Raw genomic sequence first — 25780 nt, 5'->3', positions numbered from 1 at the left:
TTCGCGCTTGAGTACCTGGCTCAGCGGTTCGAAGTACGCCGAGAGAAAGAAGGTCTCCCAGGTGCTCTGATGCTTGGAAAGAATGACGCAGGGCTTTTCCGGAATGTTCTCCTGGCCACTGATCTCATAGCGAAGGCCGACAACGGTTCTCGCCAGCCACACCGCACTGCGACACCAGGTCTGGACCACGAACCGATAGCGCGTGCGAAACGACATGAAGGGCGCAAAGACCAAGCTGACCAGGCACCAAGCAAATGCCGTGAACGCCAGGAGCAGGTAGAACAATGCGACGCGTACTGGCAGCAATACGTTCATCCTTTGGCCCCCAGCAGATGATCGACCACCGCCGCTAAATCATCGAAGACCTGCGTGCCCGTTGGCAGCGTACCTTCCAGGGTTTTCACGCCTTTCCCAGTGCGAACCAGATAAGGCAACCCGCCAAGCCGCATCCCGGCATGCAGATCACGATGGCTATCGCCGACGACCGGTACACCTTTAAGGTCTTGCAGATGGAAGTGCTCAGCGATCTTCTGAAACAGCCCGGGCAGCGGCTTGCGGCAGTCGCAGCCATCGCCCGGACCATGCGGGCAATGCACGACCAGATCGATGCGACCGCCCTGCTCCATCACCAGCTGCTGCATCTTGAAATGCATGTCATCGAGGGTCGTCGCGTCAAACATGCCGCGTGCCAGCCCGGACTGGTTCGTGGCGACAGCCACTGTCCAGCCCGCCTTGCTTAGCCGCGCGACCGCCTCTATCGAGCCCGGAATAGGAATCCATTCATCCAGACTCTTCACATAGGCGTCGGAGTCTTCGTTGATGACTCCGTCACGGTCGAGCACTATCAGTTTCACCGGCTTAGCCAAGTGCGGAAATATCGGCGACGCCAAGGAACAATCCTCTCAACCGGGCAAGCAAGGCATAGCGGTTGGCGCGTACCGAAGCGTCTTCGGCATTCACCAGTACCGCCTCGAAGAAGGCATCCACCGGGCCGCGCAAGTGCGCCAGGCGCTCGAGCGCCTCACGATACTGGCGATCCGCAGCCAGCGGTTGCACGGCCTGTTCGGCCTGTTGCAATGCCGAATACAGAGAGAACTCCGTGGCATTGTCGAAGTAACGGGGCTCAACGGTTTCCGGCAGCTTCGCCTCGAACTTGCTCAGCAGATTCGAGACTCGCTTATTCGCCGCCGCCAGGGCCTCAGCTTCAGGCAGATTGCGGAACGCCTGGACGGCCTGTACGCGCTGGTCGAAATCCAGCGCCGAGCCCGGCTGCACGGCACGTACCGACAGATAGGAGGCAACTTCGACGCCCTCGTCCTCGTAGCGAGCCCGCAGGCGATCAAAGATAAAGTCCAATACCTGATCGGCTAGCCCTGTGGCCTTGACCTGATTGCCGAACTGGCCGACCGAGAAGCGCACGGTCTCTACCAGATCGAGATCCAGCTGCTTTTCGATCAGGATGCGCAGGATTCCCAGCGCCGAACGACGAAGCGCATAGGGGTCCTTGCTGCCGGTCGGGAGCATGCCGATGCCGAAGATGCCGATCAGGGTGTCCAGCTTGTCGGCCACCGCCAGCACGGCACCGGTGTGGGTGCTCGGCAGCTCTGCGCCCGCGCCACGCGGCATGTACTGCTCGTTCAGTGCCAGGGCTACGTCATTGGGCTCGCCATCGTTCAAGGCATAGTAGTAACCGGCAATGCCTTGCATCTCTGGGAATTCGCCGACCATCTCGGTGGCAAGGTCGCACTTGCAGAGCAGGCCGGCGCGGGCTGCCCACTGGGCGTTGCCTTCGGTGCGCTCGGCGATAAAGGCTGCAAGCCTGGAGACCCGCACCGCCTTGTCGTACACCGTCCCCAGCTGCGCCTGGAAGATCACGTTCTTCAGCCGCTCGTTGAAGCTGTCCAGCTTCTGCTTCTTGTCCTGCTTGAAGAAGAATTCGGCGTCGGTCAGACGCGGGCGCACCACTTTCTCGTTACCCGCAACGATCTGCGCTGGGTCCTTGGACTCAATGTTGGCCACGGTGATGAATCGCGGCAGCAGCTTGCCATTGGCGTCCAGGAGGCAGAAGTACTTCTGGTTGTCCTGCATGGTGGTGATCAGCGCTTCCTGCGGTACTTCAAGGAAGCGCTCCTCGAAGGAACACACCAATGGCACCGGCCATTCCACCAGCGCGGTGACTTCGTCGAGCAAGGAAGGCGGCACGATGGCGCTGCCATTCTGTTCGCCGGCCAGCTGCTCGACACGCTTGGCGATCAGCTCGCGGCGTTCGGCAAAATCGGCTATCACGCGGGCGCCGCGCAGGTCTTCCAGATAGCTCGTCGGTTTGGAAATGCGTACCGGGCCCGGGCTGTGAAAACGATGGCCGCGGGATTCGCGTCCGGCGCGCTGGGTGAGAATGGTGCAGTCGACGACCTGGTCGCCCAACAGCATCACGAGCCACTGGGTCGGCCGGACGAACTCTTCCTTGCGCGTGGCCCAGCGCATGCGCTTGGGAATTGGCAATTCATTCAGAGAGGTTTCGACGATGCCGGGCAACAGTTCGGCGGTCGGCTGGCCGGGGATCGAACGGCTGTACCGGAGCTTCGGGCCGCTACGGTCGATCTCGGCGAGGTCCACGCCGCACTTGCGGGCAAAGCCCAACGCGGCCTGGGTCGGTTCGCCTTCGGCATCGAAGGCGGCCTGCAGCGGCGGCCCGTCAAGGTTGATGCTGCGATCGGGCTGCTCGCTGTCGAGCTGCTCGATCAGCACCGCGAGACGCCGCGGTGCGGCAAATGCCTGCACCCGCCCGTGGCTAAGGCCGGCTTCTTTCAAACCTTTTTCGATACCCGAACGGAATGCGTCGGACAGCTTGCCGAGGGCCTTGGGCGGCAGTTCTTCGGTGCCGAGCTCGACCAGGAAATCCAGTGCACTCATTCTGCAGCCTCCAGCTTGGCCAGTACTTCGTCACGCAGGTCAGGGGTTGCCATGGGGAAGCCGAGTTTGGCACGTGCCAGTAGGTAGCTCTGCGCCACCGCACGAGCCAGCGCCCGCACGCGCAGGATGTACTGCTGACGCGCCGTTACCGAGATGGCCCGGCGGGCATCCAGAAGATTGAAGGTATGCGACGCCTTCAACACCATTTCATAGGTGGGCAGTGGCAGCTCCAGCTCGATCAGCCGGTTGGCTTCGGATTCGTAGAAATCGAAGAGCTCGAACAGCTTGTCGACGTTGGCGTGTTCGAAGTTGTAGGTGGACTGCTCCACCTCGTTCTGATGGAACACGTCGCCATAGGTGACGGTGCCGAACGGGCCATCCGTCCAGACCAAGTCGTAGACCGAGTCGACGCCCTGCAAGTACATCGCCAGACGTTCCAGGCCATAGGTGATCTCGCCGGTGACCGGATAGCACTCGATGCCACCGACCTGCTGGAAGTAGGTGAATTGGGTGACTTCCATGCCGTTCAGCCACACTTCCCAGCCGAGCCCCCAGGCGCCCAGCGTCGGCGACTCCCAGTTGTCCTCGACGAAACGAACATCGTGGACTGAGGTATCTACGCCGATACGGCGCAGCGACTCGAGGTAAAGCTCCTGGAAGTTGTCCGGGTTGGGTTTGAGTACAACCTGGAACTGGTAATAGTGCTGCAGGCGGTTGGGGTTCTCGCCATAACGGCCATCGGCTGGACGACGCGAGGGCTGTACGTAGGCGGCGTTCCAGGTTTCCGGACCGATGGACCGCAGAAACGTGGCAGTGTGGAATGTACCGGCGCCCACTTCCATGTCATAGGGTTGCAGAACGACGCAACCCTGCTCTGCCCAATAGCTTTGCAGGGCGAGGATCAGGTCTTGGAAGGTGCGCACGGTAGGCGTAGGCTGGGTCAAAATTTCACCTGTGCTGGCTTCGACAGAAAGCCCCGGAGTATACCCGATAAAGGCCGAAACCCGTGGTGGTGCTTGGCTTCGGGTAAGGCGCCGCGGTGACCGCGATCTGCTCGTCGCCTCCGTTAAGAACTGGGAAATGCCGCGTTGTGCCTGGTGCAGTAATGATCCGCTGTACATCGAGTACCACGACAGCGAATGGGGCGTACCCACTCGTGATCCGCAGGTCCTCTTCGAATTCCTGATTCTCGAGGCTTTTCAGGCCGGACTGTCGTGGATCACTGTGCTGCGCAAGCGAGAGCGTTATCGACAGGTCCTGTTCGGCTTCGACCCAAAGCGTCTGGCGCAAATGAGCGACGCCGAAATCGATGAGCGCATGCTTGATGCAGGCATCATCCGCAACCGGCGAAAACTCGAAGCGGCGCGGCGCAACGCCCAGCGGTGGCTCGAACTGGAAGACCCGGTTGGCTGGCTATGGTCGTTCGTCAATGGCCAGCCGAAGATCAACCATTTCGAGTCGATCAGAGAAGTCCCTGCGGTGACCCCCGAAGCCGAAGCCATGAGCCGCGCGTTGAAAAAAGCCGGCTTCAGCTTTGTCGGCCCGACCATCTGCTACGCCTATATGCAGGCCTGCGGAATGGTGATGGACCACACCATCGATTGCGATCGCTATGCATCGCTCGCCGCCGCAGCATCGCCTGGCGCCGAGAACGCTTCACAAGTAGCCGAGCGCGCGAAGCAGTTACACTAGCGCCTTTGATTTTTTCGGGAGAGATCCTTGGACAAGTTCAAAGGTGCGCTGGTGGTTGGCTTTTTGCGCCTGTTCGCGCTGTTGCCCTGGCGTGCGGTACAGGGAATGGGTAGCTTCATTGGCTGGTTGATGTGGAAACTGCCCAACCGTTCGCGCGAGGTCGCCCGGACCAACCTGGCCAAGTGCTTTCCCGAGCTTGGCGATGCCGAGCGGGAACAGCTGCTGAGAAAAAGCCTGCAACAGATCGGTAAGACCTTCACCGAGAGCGCCTGCGCCTGGATCTGGCCCGCCGATAAGACCTTGCGTTTGGTAAAGCAGGTCGAAGGGCTTGATGTGCTGGAGCAGGCTTTGGCCTCCGGCAAGGGGGTCGTCGGCATCACCAGTCATCTCGGAAACTGGGAAGTGCTGAATCATTTTTATTGCGCGCAGTGCAAGCCGATCATTTTCTATCGCCCGCCTAAGCTCAAGGCCGTGGATGATCTGCTGCAGCGTCAGCGCGTGCAGCTGGGCAACAAGGTTGCGCCATCAACTCGCGAAGGCATCATCAGCGTCATCAAAGAAGTCCGTAAAGGCGGCACCGTGGGAATACCGGCGGACCCTGAGCCCAGTGAAGGCGCCGGCGTGTTCGTGCCCTTTCTCGGCACCCAGGCCCTGACCAGCAAGTTCGTACCTGGCATGCTCGCCGGTGGCAAGGCGGTCGGGGTATTCCTCCACGCGTTGCGTCTGGAGGACGGGTCAGGCTACAAGGTGATCCTTGAAGCTGCACCGCCGGCGATGTACGACGAAGACGTCGAGGTCGCGGTCGCGGCCATGAGCGGTGTCATCGAGCGCTACGTGCGCACCTGGCCGAGCCAGTACATGTGGACCATGAAACGCTTCAAGAAGCGCCCGGCCGGCGAAGATCGCTGGTACTGACAACATAACGAAGACAACAGGAACGTCAGATGGCAAACCAGCGGCAGCATCCACGTGCACCCATGAAGTGCCGTATACGCATCACCCATGAGTCATTCGGCGAAGTGTTCGCTTATACCCGCGATCTGTCCGATGGCGGTGTCTACGTCAAGCATCCGCAGCTGGCCGAACTGCAGTTGGGAACGATCGTCAGTGGCCAGGTGCAGGATCTGCCGATGCCGGCGCCTGTGCTGCGGATGGAAGTGATGCGCGTCGATGCCGAGGGCATCGGCTTGCGCTTCGTGCAGGAGGACTAGGCCAGTCCGCTGCGTGACTACAACCGCAGCTAGGCCCCGGCCTGTTTGTTCAGCTTGCGCAGAAACACGGTCATTTCCTTCTCTGCCTGCTTGTCGCCGTGCGCTTGGGCGGCGATCAAACCCTGCTCCCAGGCTTGGCGTGCTCCTTCATTGTCGCCGCTGGCCTGCAGCGCCTTGCCGAGCAGTTTCCAGGCTGCGGAATACCGCGGATCAAACTCGACGCAGCGTCGCAGGTGGGTGGCAGCCAGAGGCGCGTCGCCCGCGTCCAGGTAGCCCTTGCCTAGGCCGAAGCGCAGCATGGAGTTGTCCATGCCTTTGGCCAGCATGTTTTCCAGTGATTGGAGCATTGCTCTCCCCTCCGACAGTGCATTCACCAGGCCGATGCAAACCATGATAGACCGGCCTTGGTGCAGCGAGGCGTCTAGCTTGCCTGGGTTACCGCACTGAGAAATTCCTGTGTGCGCGTTTCCCGAGGATTGCCGAACAGCTCGTCCGGCGTACCCATTTCATGGATACGGCCCTCGTTGAAGAAGCATACGCGGTCGGCGAACTCACGGGCGAACCCCATCTGGTGGGTGACCATCAGCATGGTCAGGCTGTGCTCCTCGCCCAGCCGGCGAATGACGTTGAGCACTTCACCACAGAGTTCCGGGTCTAGCGCCGAGGTCACCTCGTCGAACAGCATTACTTTCGGCCGCATGGCCATGGCACGGGCAATGGCAACCCGTTGTTGCTGGCCGCCGGAGAGCTGCGATGGGTAATGGTCGAGCTTGTCTTCCAACCCCACCATCGCCAACAGCTCCTCGGCGCGTTCGCGTGCGTCCCTCTTTGGCATCCCCAGCACCTGTATAGGCGCTTCCATCACGTTTTGCCGGGTGCTCATGTGCGGGAACAGGTTGAAGCTCTGAAACACCATGCCGACCTTGCCACGAACCCGGCGCAGATGCCGCGAACTGGCCCGAATGAGCTTGCCGTTGGCATCGGGCATGTGGGTCAGCGGTTCGTCATCGACCATGATCACGCCTTCGTCGATGTCCTCCAGGGTCATCAGTGCCCGTAGCAACGTCGATTTACCCGAGCCGCTGGGGCCGATGATGGCGACCTTTTCGCCCGTCCGAACATCGAGGTCGAGATGGTTGAGTACGGTCAGATCACCGTATCGTTTGGTCACGTCGCGAAACTGCACCATGAGCTCCGGCTCGTTGGCGGTGCTGGTAGCGTTCTGGGTTTCGCCGGCAGGCATCGGTGCGCTCATCGGGCTAGCTCCATACGGTTTTCCAGACGGCGCACGAACCAGGCGAGGCCGAGACTGAGAAGAAGGAAAAAAAGGCCGACCATGGTGATCGGTTCCAGATAGCGGAAATGCTCCGAGCCGATGTTCTTGGCGCGTTGCATGATCTCCACCACGGTAATCGCCGACAGCACCGGCGTGTCCTTGAGCATCGATATCAGATAATTGCCCAGCGCCGGCAATATCGGCCGCAACGCTTGCGGCAGGATCACTTTGCGGTAGGCGTTAAGTGGTTTCATGTTCAATGCCGTCACAGCTTCCCACTGCGAGCGAGGCACTGCATCGAGCCCGGCGCGATAGACCTCCGCGGTATAGCAGGCGTAGTGCAGCGCGATGCCGATGATGCCGGCTTGCAGTGCCGAGAGATTCAAGCCGTAGTTGGGTAGCACGAAGAACAGGAAATACACCTGTATCAGCAACGGTGTGCTGCGGATGAATTCGATCAGTCCGGTCATCGGCCACGACAGCCAGCGGAAGCGGCTGCGTCGTCCCACGGCTAGAAACAGGCCCAGCACGATGGCGATAGAGAAGCCGGCGATGGTGATACCGATGGTTTTCAGCGATGCATCGAGCAGTCTGGGTAGGATCTCCCAGGCGAATTGCCAGTCGAAAAAGTTCATGACAGGCCTCCCCGCATACGCCCGGGAGCCAGGCGCCGTTCAAGCGTGCGCATAGAGAAGTTGATGACCTGCGCGAGAATGAAATAAATCACCAGCGCAAGGCCGAAGATCTCCAGCGTCATCAGGGTGGCCTGGTCCAGCTGGCGCGCTCGGAAAGCCAGGTCGGACAGCGTGATCAACGAAACCAGTGAGGTGTTCTTCAGCAGTTCGATCAACAGGTTGGTGCCGGGCGGGATCGCCGCCAGTAGGGCCTGGGGCAAGATGACCCGGCGTAGACGCTGCCAGGCGGTCATGTTTAGTGCCTGGCACGCCTCGTACTGCCCTTCATGCACCGACCGTATGGCGCCGCGCAGCACCTCGGCACCGTAGGAGCCGATATTCAGACCCAAGCCGATTACCGCAACGTTGAAGGCGCTCATGGCGATGTTGAACGGCGGCATCGGCAGGACGAAGTAGAGCCAGAACAGCTGGACCAGCAGCGAGCTGCCACGGAACACTTCGATATAGACGATCGCCAGCCATCGCAACGGCGCAATCGGCGAGAGCCGTCCCAAGGCGCCGATCAGTGCGGCAACGATGGCCAGCATGGAGCCCCAAAAGGTGATCTGTACGGTCACCCAGGCGCCTTGCAGCAGGAGGGGGAGTAGTTCGTTCATGGTCGATTTCCGGTTGGCTCCAGGGGGGCGGAGCTGAGATCGCTAGCCGCCCGGCGAGATTGTCCGGGTAGACATTGCGATCCGGTCGCTGCAGTACCGCCTCGCAATGGGAGACGGAGTGCAGCCAGCCGCGTGCCGCGCATCGCGATGCAGCGATGTGGCCGGGCGGAGGCGGAGGATCCATCGAGAGGCTATTCACTGAAGAGCCCGGCGCGGCGTCAGCCGCGCCGGTTCCATTCAGGCGCTGCAGAGCTCCTCGGCAGTCTTGTCGGTGATGTTCGAACGATCGAAGCCGAAGGGTTCGACGGTCTTCAGATGCTCATCGCTGCCGAGCCATTCCTTCAGTTCCGCGTTGACGGCGTCGCGCAGTGCCTTGTCTTCCGGTCGGAATGCCAGGGCGCCATAGCCGGTGTTGGCCGGGTCGTCCTTGAAGTCATCGGTCGCCTCGACCTGATCGCCAGCCTTCTCTGCCAGCCCTCTCATGGTCAGCTGAGTGCCGACTGCGGCATCCGCCCGTCCGGTACGCACGGCCTGCAGTTGCGAGGTGGTGTCCGGCACCTGAACAATTTGCGAGTCCTTGATACCGGCGTTGCGGGCATAGTTCAGGTTGACGGTGCCGGACATGATCGCCAGCTTGATGCTTTCATCCTTGGCGATATCCGCGTAGCTGCCCAGTTGCTTGGGGTTACCGGCCTTGACCAGCAGGGTGTCCTGCAACTGGTAATGCGGATCGGTGAATATCACCTGCTGGCAGCGTTCCGGGGTGATGTACATGCCGGCGGCGATCAGGTCGAAGCGGCTGGCGCGCAGACCGGGGATCAGCGAGCCCCACTCGGTCAGAACGGGTTTGATGGTTTCGATGCCCATCCGCTGGAATATTTTCTCAACGATCTCCGGGGACTCTCCGGTGACGCTGCCATCGGTGGCGGTGTAGGCGAAGGGGGTTTCGTTGGCATAACCGATGCGGACGCTGCTGTTGTCCTTGATGTCATCAAGGGTATCTGCGTGGGTCAGGCTACCTACAGAAAGGCCGGCCAGAGCGGTGCAGGCCAGCATGAGCTTGCCGAAGTGAAGGGGACGTGCGCGACTCATGGTGAGTACTCCTGTGCTGTTATGGTTCGCAGGCGGGCTGCGTTTATAGGAGAGAGCATCAGGACAGGGCATTCCCTGCCACAGCGCGGCTTTTGACTGCTTCAGAAAAGAAACGTGCGCCGCGTTTCGCCGACCGAGGATACAAAAGCTGTTTTCCAGCAGGGATTGCACTAGGACAATTGCATGACATTGCGCTTCAGTTGATCCTGTCGCCTCGACTGAGGTGACCGTCATGCACAACTGGAAACAGGCCCTGCTTGCCGCTGGCAGTGGTGCGTCGAAATACAAGCTGCTGGTGACTGCCGTCGCGAGCGACATCGAGAAAGGCAATCTCCAGGATGGCCAGCGCCTGCCGCCGCAGCGGTTGTTGGCCGACCAACTCGATGTCAGCGTGCAGACGGTGACCAACGCCTATAAAGAGCTGGAGCGCCAGGGCTGGGTGCGCTGCGAAGTCGGACGAGGCAGCTTCGTCAGCCGACGCATCAGCGAACGCGTCGCCAGTTCGATGCTCGACCGGGGTGAAAACTCGCTGTTGGACTTCTCGACGGCACGCATCATCCGTACCGAGACCCATGACCGTTTCTGGCGACAGACCTGTGAAGAGTTGGCCGCCGAACATGAGCAACCGTGGATTCACGCCTGCCGACCGATCGCCGGCTTCGAGCACCATCGCGAGGTCGGCGTGCAATGGCTCGCCGGTCTCGGCCTGACGGTAGAGCTGCAGGATCTGCTGCTGACTAACGGGACCTCGCACGCGGTTTTTCTTGCGCTGGCCTCCCTGGCCGGGCCGGATGACCTGGTGCTCTGCGAAAACTGCACCGACCACGGCGTGATCGGCACCGCCCAGGTGCTCGGCTTCACGTTGCAAGGGGTAGAGACTGATCGCTACGGCCTGGACCCGGAGCATTTCGAGGACCTTTGCGGCAACGAGCGGGTCACCGCGCTGGTCTGCACGCCGAACCTGAACAACCCCACCAGCAGCGTGATGCCGGAGGCACGCCGCCGCGAGATCGCCGCGATCGCTCGGCGCTACGGTGTGTACGTAATCGAGGATGATGTCTACGGACCGCTGCTCGGTGATCGCCGCGAAGCGCTGCCGATCAGCCATTACCTGCCGGAGCTGTCGTTCTACTGCACCAGCCTGACCAAGTCGGTACTCACCGGGCTGCGCCTGGGTTACCTGGCGATGCCGCGGCGACTGGCGCTGCGTACCGAGAGCATCCTGCGCGTGAACAGCTGGATGGCCGCGCCGTTGCTCGGCGAAATCGCCACACGCTGGATAGAGCATGGCCAGGCGGACGAACTGGTGCGCATGCAGCGTGAACTGATCGCCGTCCGCCAGGCGGCAGTCAGCGATGAACTGGGCGATTATCTACGCGGCAGTCATCCGCTATCGCTCAGCGCCTGGTTGAACGTCCCGGAACATTGGGAATTGGATGCGCTGCAGCGCGAGCTGCGCCGACGCGGAGTAGCCCTGACCCTTCCTGACCCTTTTCTCCCGCCAGGCACCCGCCGCCCCAGGGCGATGCGCCTCTGTGTAGGCGCCGAATGCGACGACTTACGGTTGCGCGAGGGGCTGGCGAGCGTTCGTGAAGTGTTCGAGCAGTACCCGGAAATTCATGAGTTTCGCGGTGCTCGTTGAAATGTGCTCGCCGAAACACCTCGGCGGCGTTGTCGATTGCCGGCAGGGCCCGAAAATCGGGGCGCTGCGGCGATTGGCGCGGAAAAATACAGGGCTTGAAAAAATAGCGTCCTAGTACATTCAGCTGCTGAATTCGGCGCTCCTACACTCGGCAACATCCACCATCGGGATGTTCGCCATGCAGCCGATTGTTCTTGACCAGCTTTTCGAGGCCCGCAAGTCCATTCGCAGCCTCGTTCGGGAAACGCCCCTGGAGCGGTCGGCGTCGCTCAGTCAGCTGGTAGGCGTGCCGGTGTGGTTGAAGCTGGAGTCTCAGCAGGCGACCGGAAGCTTCAAGCTGCGCGGGGCTAGTCATGCAGTGGCGCAACTGTCGGACGCGCAGAAACGCCTCGGTGTGGTGACCGTGTCCACTGGCAATCATGGCCGGGCGCTCGCCTTTGCCGCCGCGCAGCAGGGGGTCAGGGCGATCGTCTGCCTGTCACAGCGGGTGCCGCCGAACAAGGTCCAAGCGATCCGCGAACTCGGCGCCGAGGTGGTCATCGTCGGTCACAGCCAAGACGATGCTCAGGCCGAGGCAGCGCGCATCGCCCGAGAGCAGGGCGCTGCCTTCATTCCGCCCTTCGACCATCCGCATATCATCGCCGGCCAGGGCACGCTCGGGCTGGAAATCCTCGAGCAGTGCCCCGAAGTCGCCGAGGTGCTGGTGCCGCTGTCCGGCGGCGGGTTGTTTGCCGGTGTCGCGCTGGGTCTCAAACACCAACGCCCGGCGATCCGCGTCCACGGCATCAGCATGCGCCGCGGTGCGGCGATGCACGCGAGCCTGGAGGCCGGCCACCCGGTGGAAGTAGAGGAGCGCCCGAGCCTGGCCGATTCGCTTGGCGGTGGCATCGGGCTGAACAATCGCTACACCTTTGGCCTCGTTCGTGAGCTGGCCGACCAGATCCACCTGCTCGACGAGCCATCCATCGCAGCCGGCATCCGTCATGCCTATCACGAGGAGCGGCTGGTGCTCGAAGGCGCCGCCGTGGTGGGCATCGCCGCCTTGCTCGAGCGAGTGATCGAGCCTCGCGGGCCGGTGGTCGTGGTGATCAGCGGCCGAAACGTCGACACCGCGCAGCACCTGCGGGTGCTCAACGGCGCCAGCGAATAGAACAACCCAAACCAGCCAACCCTGCTACCGGTCCGTCCGGTGCATCACCGATGGAGATCAACATGGCCGAGACCATCCTGCTCAGCGAAACCGATCTCCGCGCCTGCCTGGCCCTCGATCCGGCCAGCCTCGACGCGGTCGAACACGCTTTCCGCCTGCTCGCCACCGAGGCGGTGGCGATGCCGCCGATCCTGCGCCTGGATATTCCCGAGCACAACGGCGAGGTAGACGTGAAGACCGCCTACCTGCCGGGGTTGCCGCGCTTCGCCATCAAAGTCAGTCCGGGGTTCTTCGACAACCCGGCGCTCGGTTTGCCGAGCCTCAACGGGTTGATGATGCTGTTCTCGGCGCGCACCGGATTGCTCGATGCGCTGCTGCTGGACAACGGCTTCCTCACGGCGGTGCGCACGGCTGCGGCTGGCGCGGTGGCGGCCAAATGGCTGAGCCGTGGGAACGCCAGCCGCGTCGCGATCCTCGGCGCCGGCGAGCAGGCGCGTCTGCAGCTGGCGGCCTTGCGGCTGGTGCGTGACATCCATGAGGTGCGCATCTGGGCCCGAGATCCGGCGAAGGCGGCCGTCTTCGCCGGTGAGCTGCAGGGCGTAGAAGTTCGGCTCATGGACAGCCTCGACGCCGCAATGGACGGCGTCGATATCGCCATCACCACGACGCCCAGCCGCACGCCCTTGATCCAGGCGCATCATTTGCAGCCGGGCTTGCACATCACCGCCATGGGCTCGGACGCCGAGCACAAGAACGAGATCGCCGCCGATGCCCTGGCTGCCTGCGATCTCTATGTCGCCGACCGGCTCAGCCAGACCCGGATTCTCGGTGAGCTTCATCACGCACTGGCCGCTGGCGCGGTGGACGACTCATCCTTCGCCGAACTCGGCCAGGTGATCGCCGGACATCACCCCGGCCGCACCTCGGCCGGTCAGGTCACGCTCTGCGACCTGACCGGCACTGGCGCGCAGGACACAGCCATCGCCAGCTTTGCCTTCGACCGAGCCCGAGCGGCGGGCAGGGGTTTCGTCTTCAACCCCTGATCTGCAGACGCGAGCCTGTTCGCCCTGGGGGCACAAGCCCCTGTTCGCGAGCCAGCTCGCCCCTGCAGAGCAAAAGCGGTCCATCCACGAGGGCAAAGAAGATGTCCGAGATCGTCGTTAATCTCCCGTTCAGCCGGGAGGAATATGCGTTGCGTATCGCCAAGGTTCGCCAGGCCATGGCTGCCCGCGGCATCGAGCTGCTGGTCGTCACCGACCCGTCGAACATGGCTTGGCTGACCGGCTATGACGGCTGGTCCTTTTACGTGCACCAATGTGTGCTGCTGGCGCTCGACGGTGATCCGCTCTGGTTCGGCCGCGGCCACGATGCCAATGGTGCGCGCCGTACCGTGTTCATGGGCGCCGACAACATCGTCGGCTACCCGGACCACTATGTGCAGTCCAGCCAGTGCCATCCGATGGATTATCTTTCCAGTGAGGTGATTGCCGCGCGTGGATGGGACCGTCTGGCGATCGGCGTGGAGATGGACAACTACTACTTCAGCGCGGCGGCCTTCCGCTCGCTGCAGCAGCACCTGCCGCACGCGCGCTTTCTGGATGCCACCGCGCTGGTCAACTGGCAACGGGCGGTGAAATCGCCTCAGGAAATCGAATACATGCGCATCGCCGCGCGAATCGTCCAGCGCATGCATGAGGCAATCTTCGAGCGCATCGAACCGGGGCTGCGCAAGAACGAGCTGGTCGCGGACATCTACCGTGCCGGCATCCTTGGCATCGAAGGCCATGGCGGCGACTACCCGGCAATCGTGCCGTTGCTGCCAACCGGCATCGATGCCAGCGCGCCGCACCTGACCTGGAACGACAGTCCGTTCAGGTCTGGCGCGGGCACCTTCTTCGAGATCGCCGGGTGCTACAAGCGCTACCACTGCCCGCTGTCGCGCACCATCTACCTGGGCAAGCCGCCGGCACACTTCCTCGAGGCCGAGCAGGCGGTAGTCGAGGGTATCTCGGCGGGCCTCGCCGTGGCGCGCCCGGGCAATACCACCGGTGACATCGCCCGGGCCTTTTGCCAGGTGCTTGAAAAGTTCGAGATCCAGAAGGAATGCCGCTGCGGCTATTCAATTGGCGTCAGCTACCCGCCGGACTGGGGCGAGCGGACCATGAGCCTGCGCCCGGGCGACAACAGCGTGCTCGAACCGGGCATGACCTTCCACTTCATTCCCGGGTTGTGGATGGCGGACTGGGGCCTGGAAATCACCGAGAGCATCCTGATCACCGAGACCGGGATGGAAACCTTTTGCGACCTGCCGCGCAAGCTTTACGTCAAGGACTGAACCATGACTGAAACCTTGCTGCGCAACCCAATCAGCTCCACTGTCGACTTCGAGCGCGACGGTGTGCAGCACGGCTATCTGCGCCTGCCCCACTCACGTGACGATTCGGCCTGGGGCGCGGTGATGATCCCGATCACCGTGATAAAGAACGGCGCGGGGCCCACGGCGCTGTTCACCGGCGGCAACCACGGCGATGAATACGAGGGCCCGCTGGCGCTGAGCAAGCTAGCCGGCAGCCTTGATCTGGCGCGCGTGCATGGGCGGGTGATCATCGTTCCTTTCATGAACGCCCCGGCGGTATGGGCCGGCACCCGTACCTCGCCGATCGACCAGGGCAACCTGAACCGCAGCTTTCCCGGTCGGCCCGACGGTACCGTGACGCAGAAGATCGCCGACTACTTCCAGCGCAGCCTGCTGCCACTGGCCGACCTGGTGCTGGATATCCATTCCGGTGGAAAGACCCTCGACTTCCTGCCGTTCGCGGCCTGCCATGTGCTGGCCGACAAGGCTCAGCAGGCACGCTGCGAGGCGGGCATGCGTGCCTTCGCGGCGCCCTTCTGCATGCGCATGCTGGAGCAGGACGCGCTGGGCATGTACGACACCGCGGCCGAAGCGCAGGGCAAGGTCTTCGTCACCACCGAACTCGGTGGTGGCGGCTCCATCAGCGCCAGAAGCCTGGCCATCGCCGAGCGTGGCGTGCGTAATCTGCTGATCCATTTCGATCTGCTCGACGGCGAAATCGAGCCGACCGAGTCGGTGATGCTGGACATGCCGGATGGCGATTGCTACCTGTGCAGCGAGAGCGACGGTCTGCTCGAGCTGTGCAAGGATCTGGGGGAGACCGTGCGAGAAGGTGAGCTGGTAGCGCGGGTGCATGATGCCCGCCGCACCGGCGTGGTGCCGGTGGAGTACCGGGCACGGCGCGGCGGCCTGCTCTGCGCCCGGCACTTTCCAGGGCGGGTGCAGAGTGGCGATACGCTGGCGGTCATCGCCGAGGTGGTACGGTGACGCTAATTGCGCTGCGGGGGGTCGGCTACCCTGCAGGTGTCTTCGCCCGATGCGCGGAAAGGTAATCTGCGCCCCGGGGCCTTCCGGCTGGTAAGGGGGAATCATGCTCAAGCTCGATCGCTATGACCTGAAGATCCTGCACATCCTGTCCAAGGACGGGCGGATCACCAAGTCGGCGCTGGCCGAAGCCATCAACCTGTCGGTGACCCCGGCCTGGGAGCGCGTGCGCAAGCTCGAAGCCGTCGGGCTGGTGCACGGCTATCGAGCACTGATCGACTGGGGCGCGCTGTTCCGCACCCAGCAGGTGCTGGTGGAAATCAGCCTGGCGCGGCACACCGCGCAGGATATGCGACGCTTCGAACAGCGGCTGGCCGAAGCGCCGGAGGTTGCCTTCTGCTATGCCACTGGCGGCGGCGTCGACTACATCGCGATGATCCGTGCGCGCGACATCGATCACTATCAGCGCTTCATCGATACGCTGTTGATGGAAGATCTGGGCATCGAACGCTACTACACCTACATCGTCACCAAAAGCGTCAAGCGCGACGACGGTGGCGCTCCGTCAACGCTTGACGATGAACTGCTTCCAGCCTCGCGAACCGAGGCGTTCTGACCGACGCGGCTATACCCTCGCCCGGATTGGCACTAGAATGCGCGCCGCCTCGGCCATATCGGTCGACAAATGGGTTCCCTCACCCCATCACTTTTAAAAAGGACATGCCGTGCTACAGATCCCTTCGCCGGTCCGCCAGGCCACTCTGGCCGGGCTGATCGCCTTCCACATCCTCATCATCATCGCCAGCAACTATCTGGTGCAGCTGCCGATCACCCTGTTCGGCTGGCACACCACCTGGGGTGCGTTCAGTTTCCCGTTCATCTTCCTGGCTACTGACCTGACCGTACGCCTGCTCGGCAAGGGTCCGGCGCGGCGAGTCATCGCCCAGGTCATGCTTCCGGCGCTGGTGGCCTCCTACGTGGTCTCAGTGTTGTTCCACCAGGGCGCGTTCAGCGGCTTCGCGGCGCTGGGCGAGTTCAATCTGTTCGTGTTCCGCATCGCCATCGCCAGCTTCCTCGCCTATGTCTTCGGTCAGATCCTCGATATCCAGGTGTTCGATCGGTTGCGCCGCTTGCGCCATTGGTGGGTTGCGCCCAGCGCCTCCACCATATTCGGCAATCTGCTGGACACCTTCGTGTTCTTCTCTATCGCCTTCTGGCACAGCGATGACCCCTTCATGGCGGCGAACTGGGTGGAGATTGCCAGCGTCGATTACGTGATCAAGCTGGCCATCAGCCTGGCGCTGTTCGTGCCGCTCTACGGCATGCTGCTCAACGCCATCGTGCGCATGTTGCCGCAGCAGAAGACCGCCACGGCGTAAGCGACAGCGCCGGTAACGCTGCGTAAAGTGGAAACGGCGAAGCCTTTTCCACCGCATACCTCACGCACCCGACGCTTTTCTTGTTTCGCGCCCGTCGAACAGAAAGATTTACCTGCCAATCGGGCCGCTACGGAAAAAACACCAAGCCGCCCTTCCCTAGCATGTCTCCCATGCCACTTGGCCCGGAGACATTGCCATGCCGCTCAAACATCCCCTGCTGTTCAAATCGCTCTGCTACGTGGACGGACAATGGGTTCACAGCCGCAGCGGCGCCAGCATCGCTGTGCAGAACCCCGCCACTCGAGCCGAGATCGCCCACGTGCCGATGCTCGAACGCGAGCAAATCCTCGCCGCGGTGGATGCCGCCGAGCGTGCCTTCGAGAATTGGCGCAGGCAAAGCCTGGACGAGCGCGCAGTGTTGTTGCAGCGCTGGGCCGAGCTGATCCTGCAGCACCAGGAAGACCTCGCTGCCATCCTCTGCGAGGAGCAGGGCAAGCCGCTGGCGGAAGCGCGGGGCGAGATCCGTTACGCCGCCAGTTTTATCCCCTGGTTCGCCGAGGAGGCCCGCCGTCTCTATGGCCGGACCATTCCGAGCCACATTGCCGATGCCGAACTGAGCACCCTGAGGGAGCCGGTTGGCGTCTGCGCCCTGCTTACCCCCTGGAACTTCCCCAGCGCGATGATCACTCGCAAGGCTGCGGCGGCGCTGGCGGCCGGTTGTACGGTGGTGGTCAAACCGGCGCACGAGACGCCCTATTCCGCCTTCGCCCTGGCCCAGCTCGCCGAGGAAGCGGGCCTGCCTGCCGGGGTGTTCAACGTGGTGCTTGGCGAACCGCAGATGGTCATGGAAACCCTGGTGCAGGATTCGCGCGTGCGTTCGGTGAGTTTTACCGGTTCGACCCGGGTCGGCCGCTTGATACTGGCCGCCGCCGCGCCCGGCGTGAAGAAGGTGGCCCTGGAGCTGGGCGGTAATGCACCGGTGATCGTCTGTGCTGACGCCGACCTCGATCATGCCGTGCAGGTGGCCATGGACGCCAAGTTCCAGACCTCCGGCCAGGACTGCTGCGCGGCCAATCGCATCCTCGTGCAGCGGCCGATCTATGAAGCCTTCCTGGCACGCTTCGCCCGCGCGGTACGTGAGTTGCGTGTCGGGCCCGGCCTCGATGAGAGCAGTCAGATCGGCCCGCTGATGCACCAGGCCGCCTTTGACGCTACCGCGGCACGAGTCGCCGATGCATTGGAAAAGGGCGCCCGGCTGCTGGCGGGTGGTGAGCCGCACGCCCTCGGCGGCTGGTTCTGGCAACCGACATTGCTGGCCGACGTCACGCCCGACATGCGCATCTACCGCGAGGAGAATTTCGCACCGATCGCCGGCGTGCTGCCGTTCGACAGCCTGGACGAGGCAGTCAGCATGGCCAACGATACCGAATACGGGCTGGCCGCCTACGTCTGCTCGAATCGGCTGGACGTAGTCCACCCGCTCATCCGTCGGCTCGATCACGCGATGGTCGCGGTCAACGGCACCAAGTTCACCGGCCACCCGATCCCCTTCGGCGGCATGAAAGCCTCCGGCCTGGGCCGGGAAGGTGGCAGCGAAGGCTTCGAGCCTTTCGTCGAGACTAAGTACGTCTGTATCCATCATCAGGGCCAGCGCTACTGACGCAGCCGGCATTGATGAGCCGAATCACTCCCGCCCCCCGCCGGGGGCGGGTCGGGATGAGGGGAAGGCGTTCGAGCCCCATCCCATCACAGCAAACGGAGAAGCCCATGAGCCATGACTACGACGTGCTATTCGACCAGGACCGTGCCCACTTCATGCATCCGTCCACCCATGCCCATGACCACGCCAGCGGAGCGCTCAAGGGCCGCATTGTCACCGGCGCTTCAGGTATCCGCATCCGCGACCATGAAGGCCGAGAGTTCATCGACGCCTTTGCCGGTCTGTACTGCGTCAATATCGGCTACGGTCGCACGGAGGTGGCCGAAGCTATCTACAAGCAGGCCACGGAGCTGGCCTATTACCACACCTATGTCGGTCACTCGACCGAGGCGATCATCGAACTGTCGCAACGCATCATCGACTGGGCGCCAGAGGGCATGAAGAAGGTCTACTACGGGCTCTCCGGCTCGGACGCCAACGAGACCCAGATCAAGCTGGTGCGCTACTACAACAACGTGCTCGGCCGCCCGCAGAAAAAGAAGATCATCTCCCGCCAGCGTGGCTATCACGGCTCGGGAATCATGACCGGCAGCCTGACCGGCTTGCCCAGTTTTCATCAGCATTTCGATCTACCGCATGCGGACATCAAGCACGCCGCCTGCCCGCACTTCTACAAGGCGCCGGCCGGCATGGACGAGGCTGCTTTTGTACGCCACTGCGCCGAGGATCTGGAGCAGCTGATTCAGCGGGAAGGTCCGGACACCGTGGCTGCCTTCATCGGCGAACCGGTGATGGGCACCGGCGGCATCATCGTCCCGCCCAAGGGCTACTGGGAGGCGATCCAGGCGGTGTTGGCGCGGTACGACATCCTCTTGATTGCCGACGAGGTGGTCTGCGCGTTTGGTCGCCTAGGCACGTCCATGGGCAGCCAGCTGTTCGGCATGAAGCCGGACCTGATCACCACTGCCAAGGGTCTGACCAGCGCCTACGCGCCACTGTCCGCAGTGATCGTCGGGGAAAAGGTTTGGGGCGTGATTGATGAAGCCTCGGCTCGCGACGGCGCCATGGGGCACGGCTGGACTTATTCTGGGCATCCCATCTGCGCCGCCGCAGCACTGGCGAATCTGAATATCCTGGAGCGAGAGAATATTCCGGGCAACGCCGCCGAGGTGGGTGCCTATCTCAACGCGCAGCTGCGCCAGACGTTCGACAGCCACCCGCTGGTCGGTGAGGTGCGCGGTATCGGCATGCTCGCCGCTCTCGAGTTCATGGCCGACCGTGAGGCCCGCACGCCCTTCGATGCGGCATTGAAGGTAGGGCCGCGCGTCTCGGCTGCCTGTCTGGAGCGCGGCATGATTGCGCGCGCCATGCCGCACGGTGACATCCTCGGCTTCGCCCCGCCGTTGGTGCTGACGCAGGCGGAGGCCGATCAGGTGGTCGAGATCGCCCGAAGTGCAGTGGACGCAGTGGCCGCCGAGGTGCTCTGAAACCTCAGAAGAAGGTCAGGCCAGCCTGGAACAGGCGCTCCACGTCACGGATCTGCTTCTTGTCGACGAGGAACAGGATCACATGGTCGCCCGACTCGATGACCGTGTTGTCATGGGCAATCAACACTTCCTCGTCGCGAATCACCGCGCCGATGGTGGTGCCTGGCGGCAAGGCGATCTTGCCGATGGCGCGGCCGACGACCTTGCTCGAACGCGAATCGCCGTGGGCAATCACCTCGATGGCCTCCGCTGCACCGCGGCGCAGCGAGTGGGCGCTGACGATATCGCCGCGGCGCACATGGGTCAGCAGCGTACCGATAGTGGCCAGCTGCGGACTGATGGCGATATCGATCTCGCCGCCCTGAACCAGATCGACGTAGGCCGGGTTGTTGATGATGCACATTACCTTTCGTGCGCCGAGGCGCTTGGCCAGCAACGACGACATGATGTTGGCCTCGTCGTCGTTGGTCAGCGCGAGGAAAACGTCAGCGTCGTTTATGTTCTCTTCCACCAGCAGGTCGCGATCGGAAGCGCTGCCCTGAAGAATGATGGTGCTGTCGAGGGTGTCCGAGAGGTAGCGGCAACGCGCCGGGTTCATCTCGATGATCTTCACTTGATAGCGGCTTTCGATCGCTTCAGCGAGGCGCTCCCCGATGTGCCCGCCGCCAGCGATGACGATGCGTCGATAGGAGTCGTCGAGTCGGCGCATTTCGCTCATCACGGCGCGAATATGTCCACGCGCAGCGATGAAAAACACCTCGTCGTCGGCCTCTATCACCGTATCGCCCTGGGGCAGGATCGCCTGGTTGCGACGGAAGATCGCCGCTACGCGCGTATCGACGTTGGGCATGTGATTGCGCAGCTGGCGCAGCTCCTGGCCTACCAGCGGGCCGCCGTAATAGGCCCGTACCGCCACCAGCTGCGCCTTGCCCTCAGCGAAGTCGATGACCTGCAACGAGCCGGGGTGTTCGATCAGACGCTTGATGTAGTTGGTGACCACCTGCTCAGGGCTGATCAGCACGTCGACCGGAATCGCCTCGTTGCTGAACAGACCAGAGCGAGTCAGGTAAGCAGACTCACGCACCCGAGCGATCTTGGTCGGGGTGTGGAACAGCGTGTACGCTACCTGGCAGGCGACCATGTTGGTTTCGTCGCTGTTGGTCACTGCTACCAGCATGTCGGCATCGTCCGCACCGGCCTGGCGCAGCACGGTGGGAAAGGAGCCGCGGCCGACCACGGTGCGAATGTCCAGGCGATCGCCCAGGTCGCGCAGGCGATCTGGGTCGGTGTCTACCACGGTGATATCGTTGGCTTCGCTCGCGAGGTTTTCGGCGAGCGTACCGCCTACCTGCCCTGCACCGAGAATAATGATCTTCACGAACTCGCTCCTGGAGGGCGGCTATCGGCCGCCCATGATTTTGGCCAAACTTCGGTTACACATCGGTAGGGCAGGCTTTAGCCCACCGCAATCGAATGACACCGTAGGGTGGGCTGAAGCCCACCCTACGGTGCTATGCACCGGCGCCTCGGATGGCCCGCCTCGTCATATAGCGTGGGGCTTTAGCCCGCCGCCTCACCACCTTGCTCATTCCATCTCACCAAGACGCGCCACTGTTCATTTCGATAAGTTCGCCGTTGGTTGGGCCGCGATTTTCATCAATTTGGCGTAGTAGAAGCCATCGTGGCCGTTTTCCTGCGGCAGCAACTGACGACCATGTGACTGTTCGATACCGAATTCGCTCGGCAGATCCAGCTCACGGGCACCCGGCATGCGCGCCAGGAAGGCCTCGATCACGTCGCGGTTTTCGGTCGGCAACACGGAGCAGGTGGCGTAGAGCAGCACGCCACCGACCGCCAGCGTCGGCCAGAGCGCATCGAGCATTTCGCCTTGCAGGGCTGCCAACGGCGCAATGTCGTCGGCCTGGCGGGCCAGCTTGATGTCGGGGTGGCGGCGAATCACGCCGGTCGCCGAACAGGGGGCATCGAGCAGAATGCGCTGGAACGGTTGGCCGTCCCACCACTGGTCGGTGGCGCGGGCGTCGGCAGCTACCAGCGTCGCCTGTAGCTGCAGGCGGTCGAGGTTTTCCTGCACACGCTGCAGCCGCTTGGGCTCCAGGTCCAGCGCGACGACTCTCTGAAGGTTCGGCTCGCGCTCGAGGATGTGGCAGGTCTTGCCGCCAGGCGCACAGCAGGCATCCAGTACGTGTTGACCCGGCGCCAGATCCAGCAGTCCGGCGGCCAGCTGCGCCGCTTCGTCCTGCACACTGACGCGACCTTCGGCAAAACCGGGCAACTGGCTGACATCGCAGGCCGCGGCCAGACGGATGCCATCTTCGCTGTGGCTGCAGGGAAAGGCTTCGATGCCGGCAGCCTGCAGTTCGCCAAGATAGTCATCGCGCTCGACCTGGCGATGATTGACTCGCAGCATCATCGGCGGATGGATGTTGTTCGCCGTGCAGATCGCCTGCCAGTGCTCCGGCCAGTGCGCCTTCAAGGATTTCTGCATCCAACGCGGGTGAGCGAAACGGATCACGGGGTCGTGCTCCAGTTCAGCGAACAGTGCTTCACCATCACGCTGCGCGTTACGCAGCACGGCGTTGAGCAGACCCTTGGCCCAGGGCTTCTTCAGTTTTTGTGCACAGCCGACGGTTTCGCCAATGGCGGCGTGCGGCGGTATGCGGGTATAGAACAGCTGGTAGAGACCGACCAGCAGCAAGGCTTCGACATCGCGGTCGGCGGCCTTGAAGGGCTTCTGCAACAAACGCTCGGCAAGGCCGGCCAAGCGCGGCTGCCAGCGGGCGGTACCGAACGCCAGTTCTTGCGTCAGGCCGCGGTCGCGGGCATCGACCTTGCTTAATACCTCGGGCAGGCTGCTGTTCAGCGAGGCTTTGCCGGACAGCACCACGCCCAGTGCGCGGGCGGCGGCGAGGCGCGGGTTCATCGACATTATTGGAATACCTTGCCGGGCGTGAATTGCTCACGTCGGCTGTTGTACAGATCGCTGAAATTCAACGGCTTGCCGTTCGGCAACTGCAGGCGCGTAAGCAGCAGCGAGCCCGTGCCGCACGCCACATGCAGACCGTCCTTACCAGCATCGAGTATCTGGCCGGGCGCGCCTTGCCCGGCCGCTGGTCGCGCTGCGTGGATTTTCACCGCGGCCTCATCCAACTGGCTGTGGCAGATCGGCCAAGGGTGAAAGGCGCGCACCAGGCGTTCGAGTTCGATGGCCGGGCGGCTCCAGTCGATGCGTGCCTCGTCCTTGTTCAGTTTGTGCGCGTAGGTAGCCAGGCTATCGTCCTGAACCTCGCCGACGAGCGTGCCGGATTCGAGCGCGGCGACGGCTTCAACCACGGCATTCGAGCCGAGCTCGGCAAGGCGGTCATGGAGGCTGCCGCCGGTGTCGTCAGCTGTGATCGGTGTGCTGACCTTGAGCAGCATCGGACCGGTATCCAGGCCGGCTTCCATCTGCATCACGGTCACCCCGGATTCGGCATCGCCCGCTTCGATCGCGCGCTGAATTGGCGCGGCACCACGCCAGCGTGGCAACAGCGACGCGTGGCTGTTGATGCAGCCCAGGCGAGGCAGATCCAGCACCGCCTGCGGCAGGATCAAGCCGTAGGCGACCACTACCATCAGGTCGGCCTGCAGTCCCGCCAGTTCCGCTTGAGCCGCCGGATCGCGCAGGGTCTGTGGCTGGTACACGGCAATCCCGTGCTGCAGCGCGAGCTGCTTGACCGGGCTGGGCATCAGCTTCTGCCCGCGACCTGCAGGCCGATCCGGCTGGGTGTAAACCGTCACCACATCACGCTTGGCGTCGAGCAGGGCTTGCAGATGCTGAGCGGCGAATTCCGGAGTACCGGCGAAAACGATGCGCATGGAAAGGACTCGTCAATAAAAAAGGCTTGCTGCTGCAAGCCTTTGGGGTCGGAATCAAGCCTGCTGACGGTGGATCTTTTCCAGCTTCTTCTTGATCCGGTCGCGCTTGAGGTTGGACAGATAATCTACGAACAGCTTGCCGTTGAGGTGATCGCACTCATGCTGGATGCAGACCGCGAGCAGGCCTTCGGCGATCAGCTCGTAGGGCTGGCCATCGCGGTCCAGCGCCTTGACCTTGACCTTCTGCGGCCGGTCAACGTTCTCGTAAAAGCCGGGCACCGACAGGCATCCTTCCTGGTACTGCTCCATCTCGTCGGTCAGGAACTCGAACTCGGGATTGATGAAAACACGGGGCTCGGACTTGTCCTCGGACAGATCCATCACCACCACGCGCTTGTGCACATTGACCTGCGTCGCGGCCAGGCCGATGCCAGGGGCGTCGTACATGGTCTCGAACATGTCGTCGATCAGCTGGCGTATGCCGTCATCGACCACGTCCACCGGTTTAGCGATGGTGCGCAGGCGCGGATCGGGAAATTCTAGGATGTTCAGGATTGCCATATGCGTTTGTGATGCACTTATGGAATAAAGTCAAAAGCCGCTGCTAAGATGCCGAGCAGCTTGTAAACGGCTTAACGCCGCTTTCCACAAGGGTTTCTGCGGCGCTAGGGCGCTTTACGTGAAAGCACATCATAAAGGGATTCACCACATGAGGAAATCACTACTCGCCCTGCTCCTGGTGGCGGTTGGCGGCATGGCACAGGCCGCTGTGCAGCTCAAGGATGATCATCCGGAGCAGTACACCGTAGTGAAAGGCGACACACTCTGGGACATTTCCGGTCGCTTCCTCAGCGAACCTTGGAAATGGCCGGAGCTCTGGCACGCCAACCCCCAGGTCGAAAACCCGCACCTGATCTACCCCGGCGACCGTCTGAGTCTGGTCTACATCGACGGCCAGCCGCGCGTCATGCTTAACCGCGGCGCGTCGCGCGGAACCATCAAGCTCTCGCCTACCATTCGCACCACCCCCATGGCCGAGGCCATCAGCACCATCCCGCTTGAAGCGATCAACAGCTTCCTGCTGAGCAACCGAATCGTCGACAGTGCCGCTGAATTCGAAGCCGCGCCCTACATCGTTGCCGGCAATGCCGAGCGCGTCATCAGCGGATCCGGCGACCGTGTCTACGGACGTGGCGAATTCCAGGACGGCATCGGCGTCTACGGCATCTTCCGTCAGGGCAAGACTTACATGGATCCCGAAACCCAGGAGTTCCTAGGCATCAACGCCGATGACGTGGGTACCGCCGAACTACTCGACATGGAAGGCGACATCGCCACCATGATGCTCACTCGAGTCACCCAGGAAGCGCGTATCGGTGATCGCATGTTCCCCAGCGAGGAGCGTGCGGTGAACTCGACCTTCATGCCGAGCGAGCCGGAAGGCGAAGTCAATGGCGTGATCCTCGACGTGCCGCGTGGCGTGACCCAGATCGGCCAGTTCGATGTGGTCACCCTGAACAAGGGCGCACGCGACGGGCTGAGCATCGGCAACGTGCTGGCTGTGTACAAGACCGGCGAAACCGTCCGCGACCGGGTGACGGGTGAAAACGTCAAGATTCCTGACGAGCGTTCGGGACTGCTGATGGTGTTCCGTACCTACGACAAGCTCAGCTACGGTCTGGTGCTGCAGGCCACCCGCTCGCTGGCGGTGATGGACAAGGTCCGCAATCCCTGAGTTACCCGAGCCCCGCAAATGCGGGGCTTTTTTCTG

The 25780-nt window shown here is 62.6% G+C and carries 26 protein-coding genes; 13 read left to right on the top strand and 13 right to left on the bottom strand.

The features are described from left to right. The 4 genes from DQ405_RS21245 to glyQ form a co-directional block, all read right to left on the bottom strand. Positions 1-315: lysophospholipid acyltransferase family protein (locus DQ405_RS21245; RefSeq protein ID WP_168426023.1), on the bottom strand; the 315-nt coding region annotated here is incomplete at its 3' end. Further along, positions 312-854 carry a D-glycero-beta-D-manno-heptose 1,7-bisphosphate 7-phosphatase gene (gmhB, locus tag DQ405_RS21240; protein ID WP_168426022.1) on the bottom strand — a complete coding sequence of 181 codons (543 nt, stop codon included), beginning with the start codon at positions 852-854 and terminating at the stop codon, positions 312-314. The genes DQ405_RS21245 and gmhB, both read right to left, overlap by 4 nt. A 4-nt stretch (positions 855-858) precedes the next feature. After that, the gene (gene glyS / locus DQ405_RS21235) at positions 859-2913 is read right to left on the bottom strand and encodes a glycine--tRNA ligase subunit beta (RefSeq protein ID WP_168426021.1); all 2055 of its coding nucleotides are present in this window, start codon (positions 2911-2913) and stop codon (positions 859-861) included. Continuing rightward, positions 2910-3857, bottom strand: coding sequence for a glycine--tRNA ligase subunit alpha (gene glyQ / locus DQ405_RS21230; protein ID WP_168426020.1), 948 nt, complete (start codon positions 3855-3857; stop codon positions 2910-2912). Before glyQ ends, glyS begins: the two co-directional genes overlap by 4 nt. A gap of 136 nt (positions 3858-3993) precedes the next feature. On the opposite strand from glyQ, the gene DQ405_RS21225 reads away from it, so the two are divergent. Genes DQ405_RS21225 through DQ405_RS21215 form a run of 3 tightly spaced genes read left to right on the top strand, consistent with a single transcriptional unit; the run spans position 3994 to position 5816 of the window. Next, positions 3994-4605: a DNA-3-methyladenine glycosylase I gene (locus tag DQ405_RS21225; RefSeq protein ID WP_168426019.1), complete on the top strand. Its 612-nt coding sequence runs from the start codon at positions 3994-3996 to the stop codon at positions 4603-4605. 27 nt (positions 4606-4632) lie between these two features. After that, positions 4633-5520, top strand: a complete 888-nt coding sequence (locus DQ405_RS21220; RefSeq protein ID WP_168426018.1) for a lysophospholipid acyltransferase — start codon at positions 4633-4635, stop codon at positions 5518-5520. A gap of 29 nt (positions 5521-5549) precedes the next feature. Beyond that, positions 5550-5816 (top strand): PilZ domain-containing protein, encoded by a 267-nt coding sequence (locus DQ405_RS21215; RefSeq protein WP_168426017.1) that lies wholly within the window; start codon positions 5550-5552, stop codon positions 5814-5816. A gap of 29 nt (positions 5817-5845) precedes the next feature. Here the strand turns inward: DQ405_RS21215 and DQ405_RS21210 are convergent, their stop codons facing one another. The 5 genes from DQ405_RS21210 to ehuB all read right to left on the bottom strand — a co-directional run bounded on the left by DQ405_RS21210 (position 5846) and on the right by ehuB (position 9475). Next, positions 5846-6163 carry a tetratricopeptide repeat protein gene (locus DQ405_RS21210; RefSeq protein ID WP_168426016.1) on the bottom strand — a complete coding sequence of 106 codons (318 nt, stop codon included), beginning with the start codon at positions 6161-6163 and terminating at the stop codon, positions 5846-5848. 74 nt (positions 6164-6237) lie between these two features. Then, positions 6238-7071 (bottom strand): ectoine/hydroxyectoine ABC transporter ATP-binding protein EhuA, encoded by an 834-nt coding sequence (gene ehuA, locus DQ405_RS21205; protein ID WP_168426015.1) that lies wholly within the window; start codon positions 7069-7071, stop codon positions 6238-6240. Further along, entirely contained in the window at positions 7068-7727 is a 660-nt protein-coding gene (gene ehuD, locus DQ405_RS21200; protein ID WP_168426014.1) for an ectoine/hydroxyectoine ABC transporter permease subunit EhuD, read from the bottom strand. The genes ehuA and ehuD overlap by 4 nt, the downstream gene beginning before the upstream one ends. Beyond that, positions 7724-8383, bottom strand: coding sequence for an ectoine/hydroxyectoine ABC transporter permease subunit EhuC (ehuC, locus tag DQ405_RS21195; protein WP_168426013.1), 660 nt, complete (start codon positions 8381-8383; stop codon positions 7724-7726). Before ehuC ends, ehuD begins: the two co-directional genes overlap by 4 nt. A 237-nt stretch (positions 8384-8620) precedes the next feature. Then, positions 8621-9475 carry an ectoine/hydroxyectoine ABC transporter substrate-binding protein EhuB gene (gene ehuB, locus DQ405_RS21190; protein WP_168426012.1) on the bottom strand — a complete coding sequence of 285 codons (855 nt, stop codon included), beginning with the start codon at positions 9473-9475 and terminating at the stop codon, positions 8621-8623. Positions 9476-9707: 232 nt separating this feature from the next. Between ehuB and ehuR the strand changes: the two genes are divergently transcribed. The 9 genes from ehuR (at position 9708) to DQ405_RS21145 (ending at position 20133) form a co-directional block, all read left to right on the top strand. Further along, entirely contained in the window at positions 9708-11117 is a 1410-nt protein-coding gene (gene ehuR / locus DQ405_RS21185) for a MocR-like ectoine utilization transcription factor EhuR (protein WP_168426011.1), read from the top strand. Between the two features lie 178 nt (positions 11118-11295). Continuing rightward, positions 11296-12267, top strand: coding sequence for a hydroxyectoine utilization dehydratase EutB (gene eutB, locus DQ405_RS21180; RefSeq protein ID WP_168426010.1), 972 nt, complete (start codon positions 11296-11298; stop codon positions 12265-12267). Between the two features lie 62 nt (positions 12268-12329). Beyond that, positions 12330-13310, top strand: coding sequence for a cyclodeaminase (locus DQ405_RS21175; protein ID WP_168426009.1), 981 nt, complete (start codon positions 12330-12332; stop codon positions 13308-13310). 101 nt (positions 13311-13411) lie between these two features. Beyond that, on the top strand, positions 13412-14602 hold the full coding sequence (gene doeA, locus DQ405_RS21170; RefSeq protein WP_168426008.1) for an ectoine hydrolase DoeA: 1191 nt from the start codon (positions 13412-13414) through the stop codon (positions 14600-14602). A 3-nt stretch (positions 14603-14605) separates the two neighbouring features. Next, positions 14606-15610: a N(2)-acetyl-L-2,4-diaminobutanoate deacetylase DoeB gene (gene doeB, locus DQ405_RS21165; protein WP_168426007.1), complete on the top strand. Its 1005-nt coding sequence runs from the start codon at positions 14606-14608 to the stop codon at positions 15608-15610. Positions 15611-15713: 103 nt separating this feature from the next. Continuing rightward, the gene (locus DQ405_RS21160; protein ID WP_168426006.1) at positions 15714-16223 is read left to right on the top strand and encodes an Lrp/AsnC family transcriptional regulator; all 510 of its coding nucleotides are present in this window, start codon (positions 15714-15716) and stop codon (positions 16221-16223) included. A 109-nt stretch (positions 16224-16332) separates the two neighbouring features. Continuing rightward, a complete protein-coding gene (locus DQ405_RS21155) occupies positions 16333-16986 on the top strand; it encodes a 7-cyano-7-deazaguanine/7-aminomethyl-7-deazaguanine transporter (RefSeq protein WP_168426005.1) in 654 nt (217 codons plus the stop codon). 196 nt (positions 16987-17182) lie between these two features. Beyond that, entirely contained in the window at positions 17183-18646 is a 1464-nt protein-coding gene (locus DQ405_RS21150; RefSeq protein ID WP_168426004.1) for an NAD-dependent succinate-semialdehyde dehydrogenase, read from the top strand. 107 nt (positions 18647-18753) lie between these two features. Then, complete coding sequence (locus tag DQ405_RS21145) at positions 18754-20133, top strand: aspartate aminotransferase family protein (protein ID WP_168426003.1); 1380 nt, start codon at positions 18754-18756, stop codon at positions 20131-20133. A 4-nt stretch (positions 20134-20137) separates the two neighbouring features. On the opposite strand, the gene trkA is transcribed toward DQ405_RS21145, so the two are convergent. From trkA to def, 4 genes are all read right to left on the bottom strand, one after another. Beyond that, positions 20138-21511, bottom strand: coding sequence for a Trk system potassium transporter TrkA (trkA, locus tag DQ405_RS21140; RefSeq protein ID WP_168426002.1), 1374 nt, complete (start codon positions 21509-21511; stop codon positions 20138-20140). 237 nt (positions 21512-21748) lie between these two features. Continuing rightward, positions 21749-23074, bottom strand: a complete 1326-nt coding sequence (gene rsmB / locus DQ405_RS21135; protein ID WP_168426024.1) for a 16S rRNA (cytosine(967)-C(5))-methyltransferase RsmB — start codon at positions 23072-23074, stop codon at positions 21749-21751. 5 nt (positions 23075-23079) lie between these two features. After that, positions 23080-24009 carry a methionyl-tRNA formyltransferase gene (gene fmt / locus DQ405_RS21130; protein ID WP_168426001.1) on the bottom strand — a complete coding sequence of 310 codons (930 nt, stop codon included), beginning with the start codon at positions 24007-24009 and terminating at the stop codon, positions 23080-23082. Positions 24010-24063: 54 nt separating this feature from the next. Next, the gene (def, locus tag DQ405_RS21125) at positions 24064-24570 is read right to left on the bottom strand and encodes a peptide deformylase (RefSeq protein WP_168426000.1); all 507 of its coding nucleotides are present in this window, start codon (positions 24568-24570) and stop codon (positions 24064-24066) included. A 148-nt stretch (positions 24571-24718) separates the two neighbouring features. Here def and DQ405_RS21120 point away from each other — a divergent pair, with 148 nt between their 5' ends. Further along, the gene (locus tag DQ405_RS21120; protein WP_168425999.1) at positions 24719-25744 is read left to right on the top strand and encodes a LysM peptidoglycan-binding domain-containing protein; all 1026 of its coding nucleotides are present in this window, start codon (positions 24719-24721) and stop codon (positions 25742-25744) included. The last annotated feature ends 36 nt before the right edge of the window (positions 25745-25780 follow it).

It is taken from the genome of Pseudomonas sp. SST3, assembly GCF_003325755.1.
The sequence above is the reverse complement of the archived record's forward strand: the minus strand, read 5'-3'. Positions and strand labels throughout refer to the sequence as shown.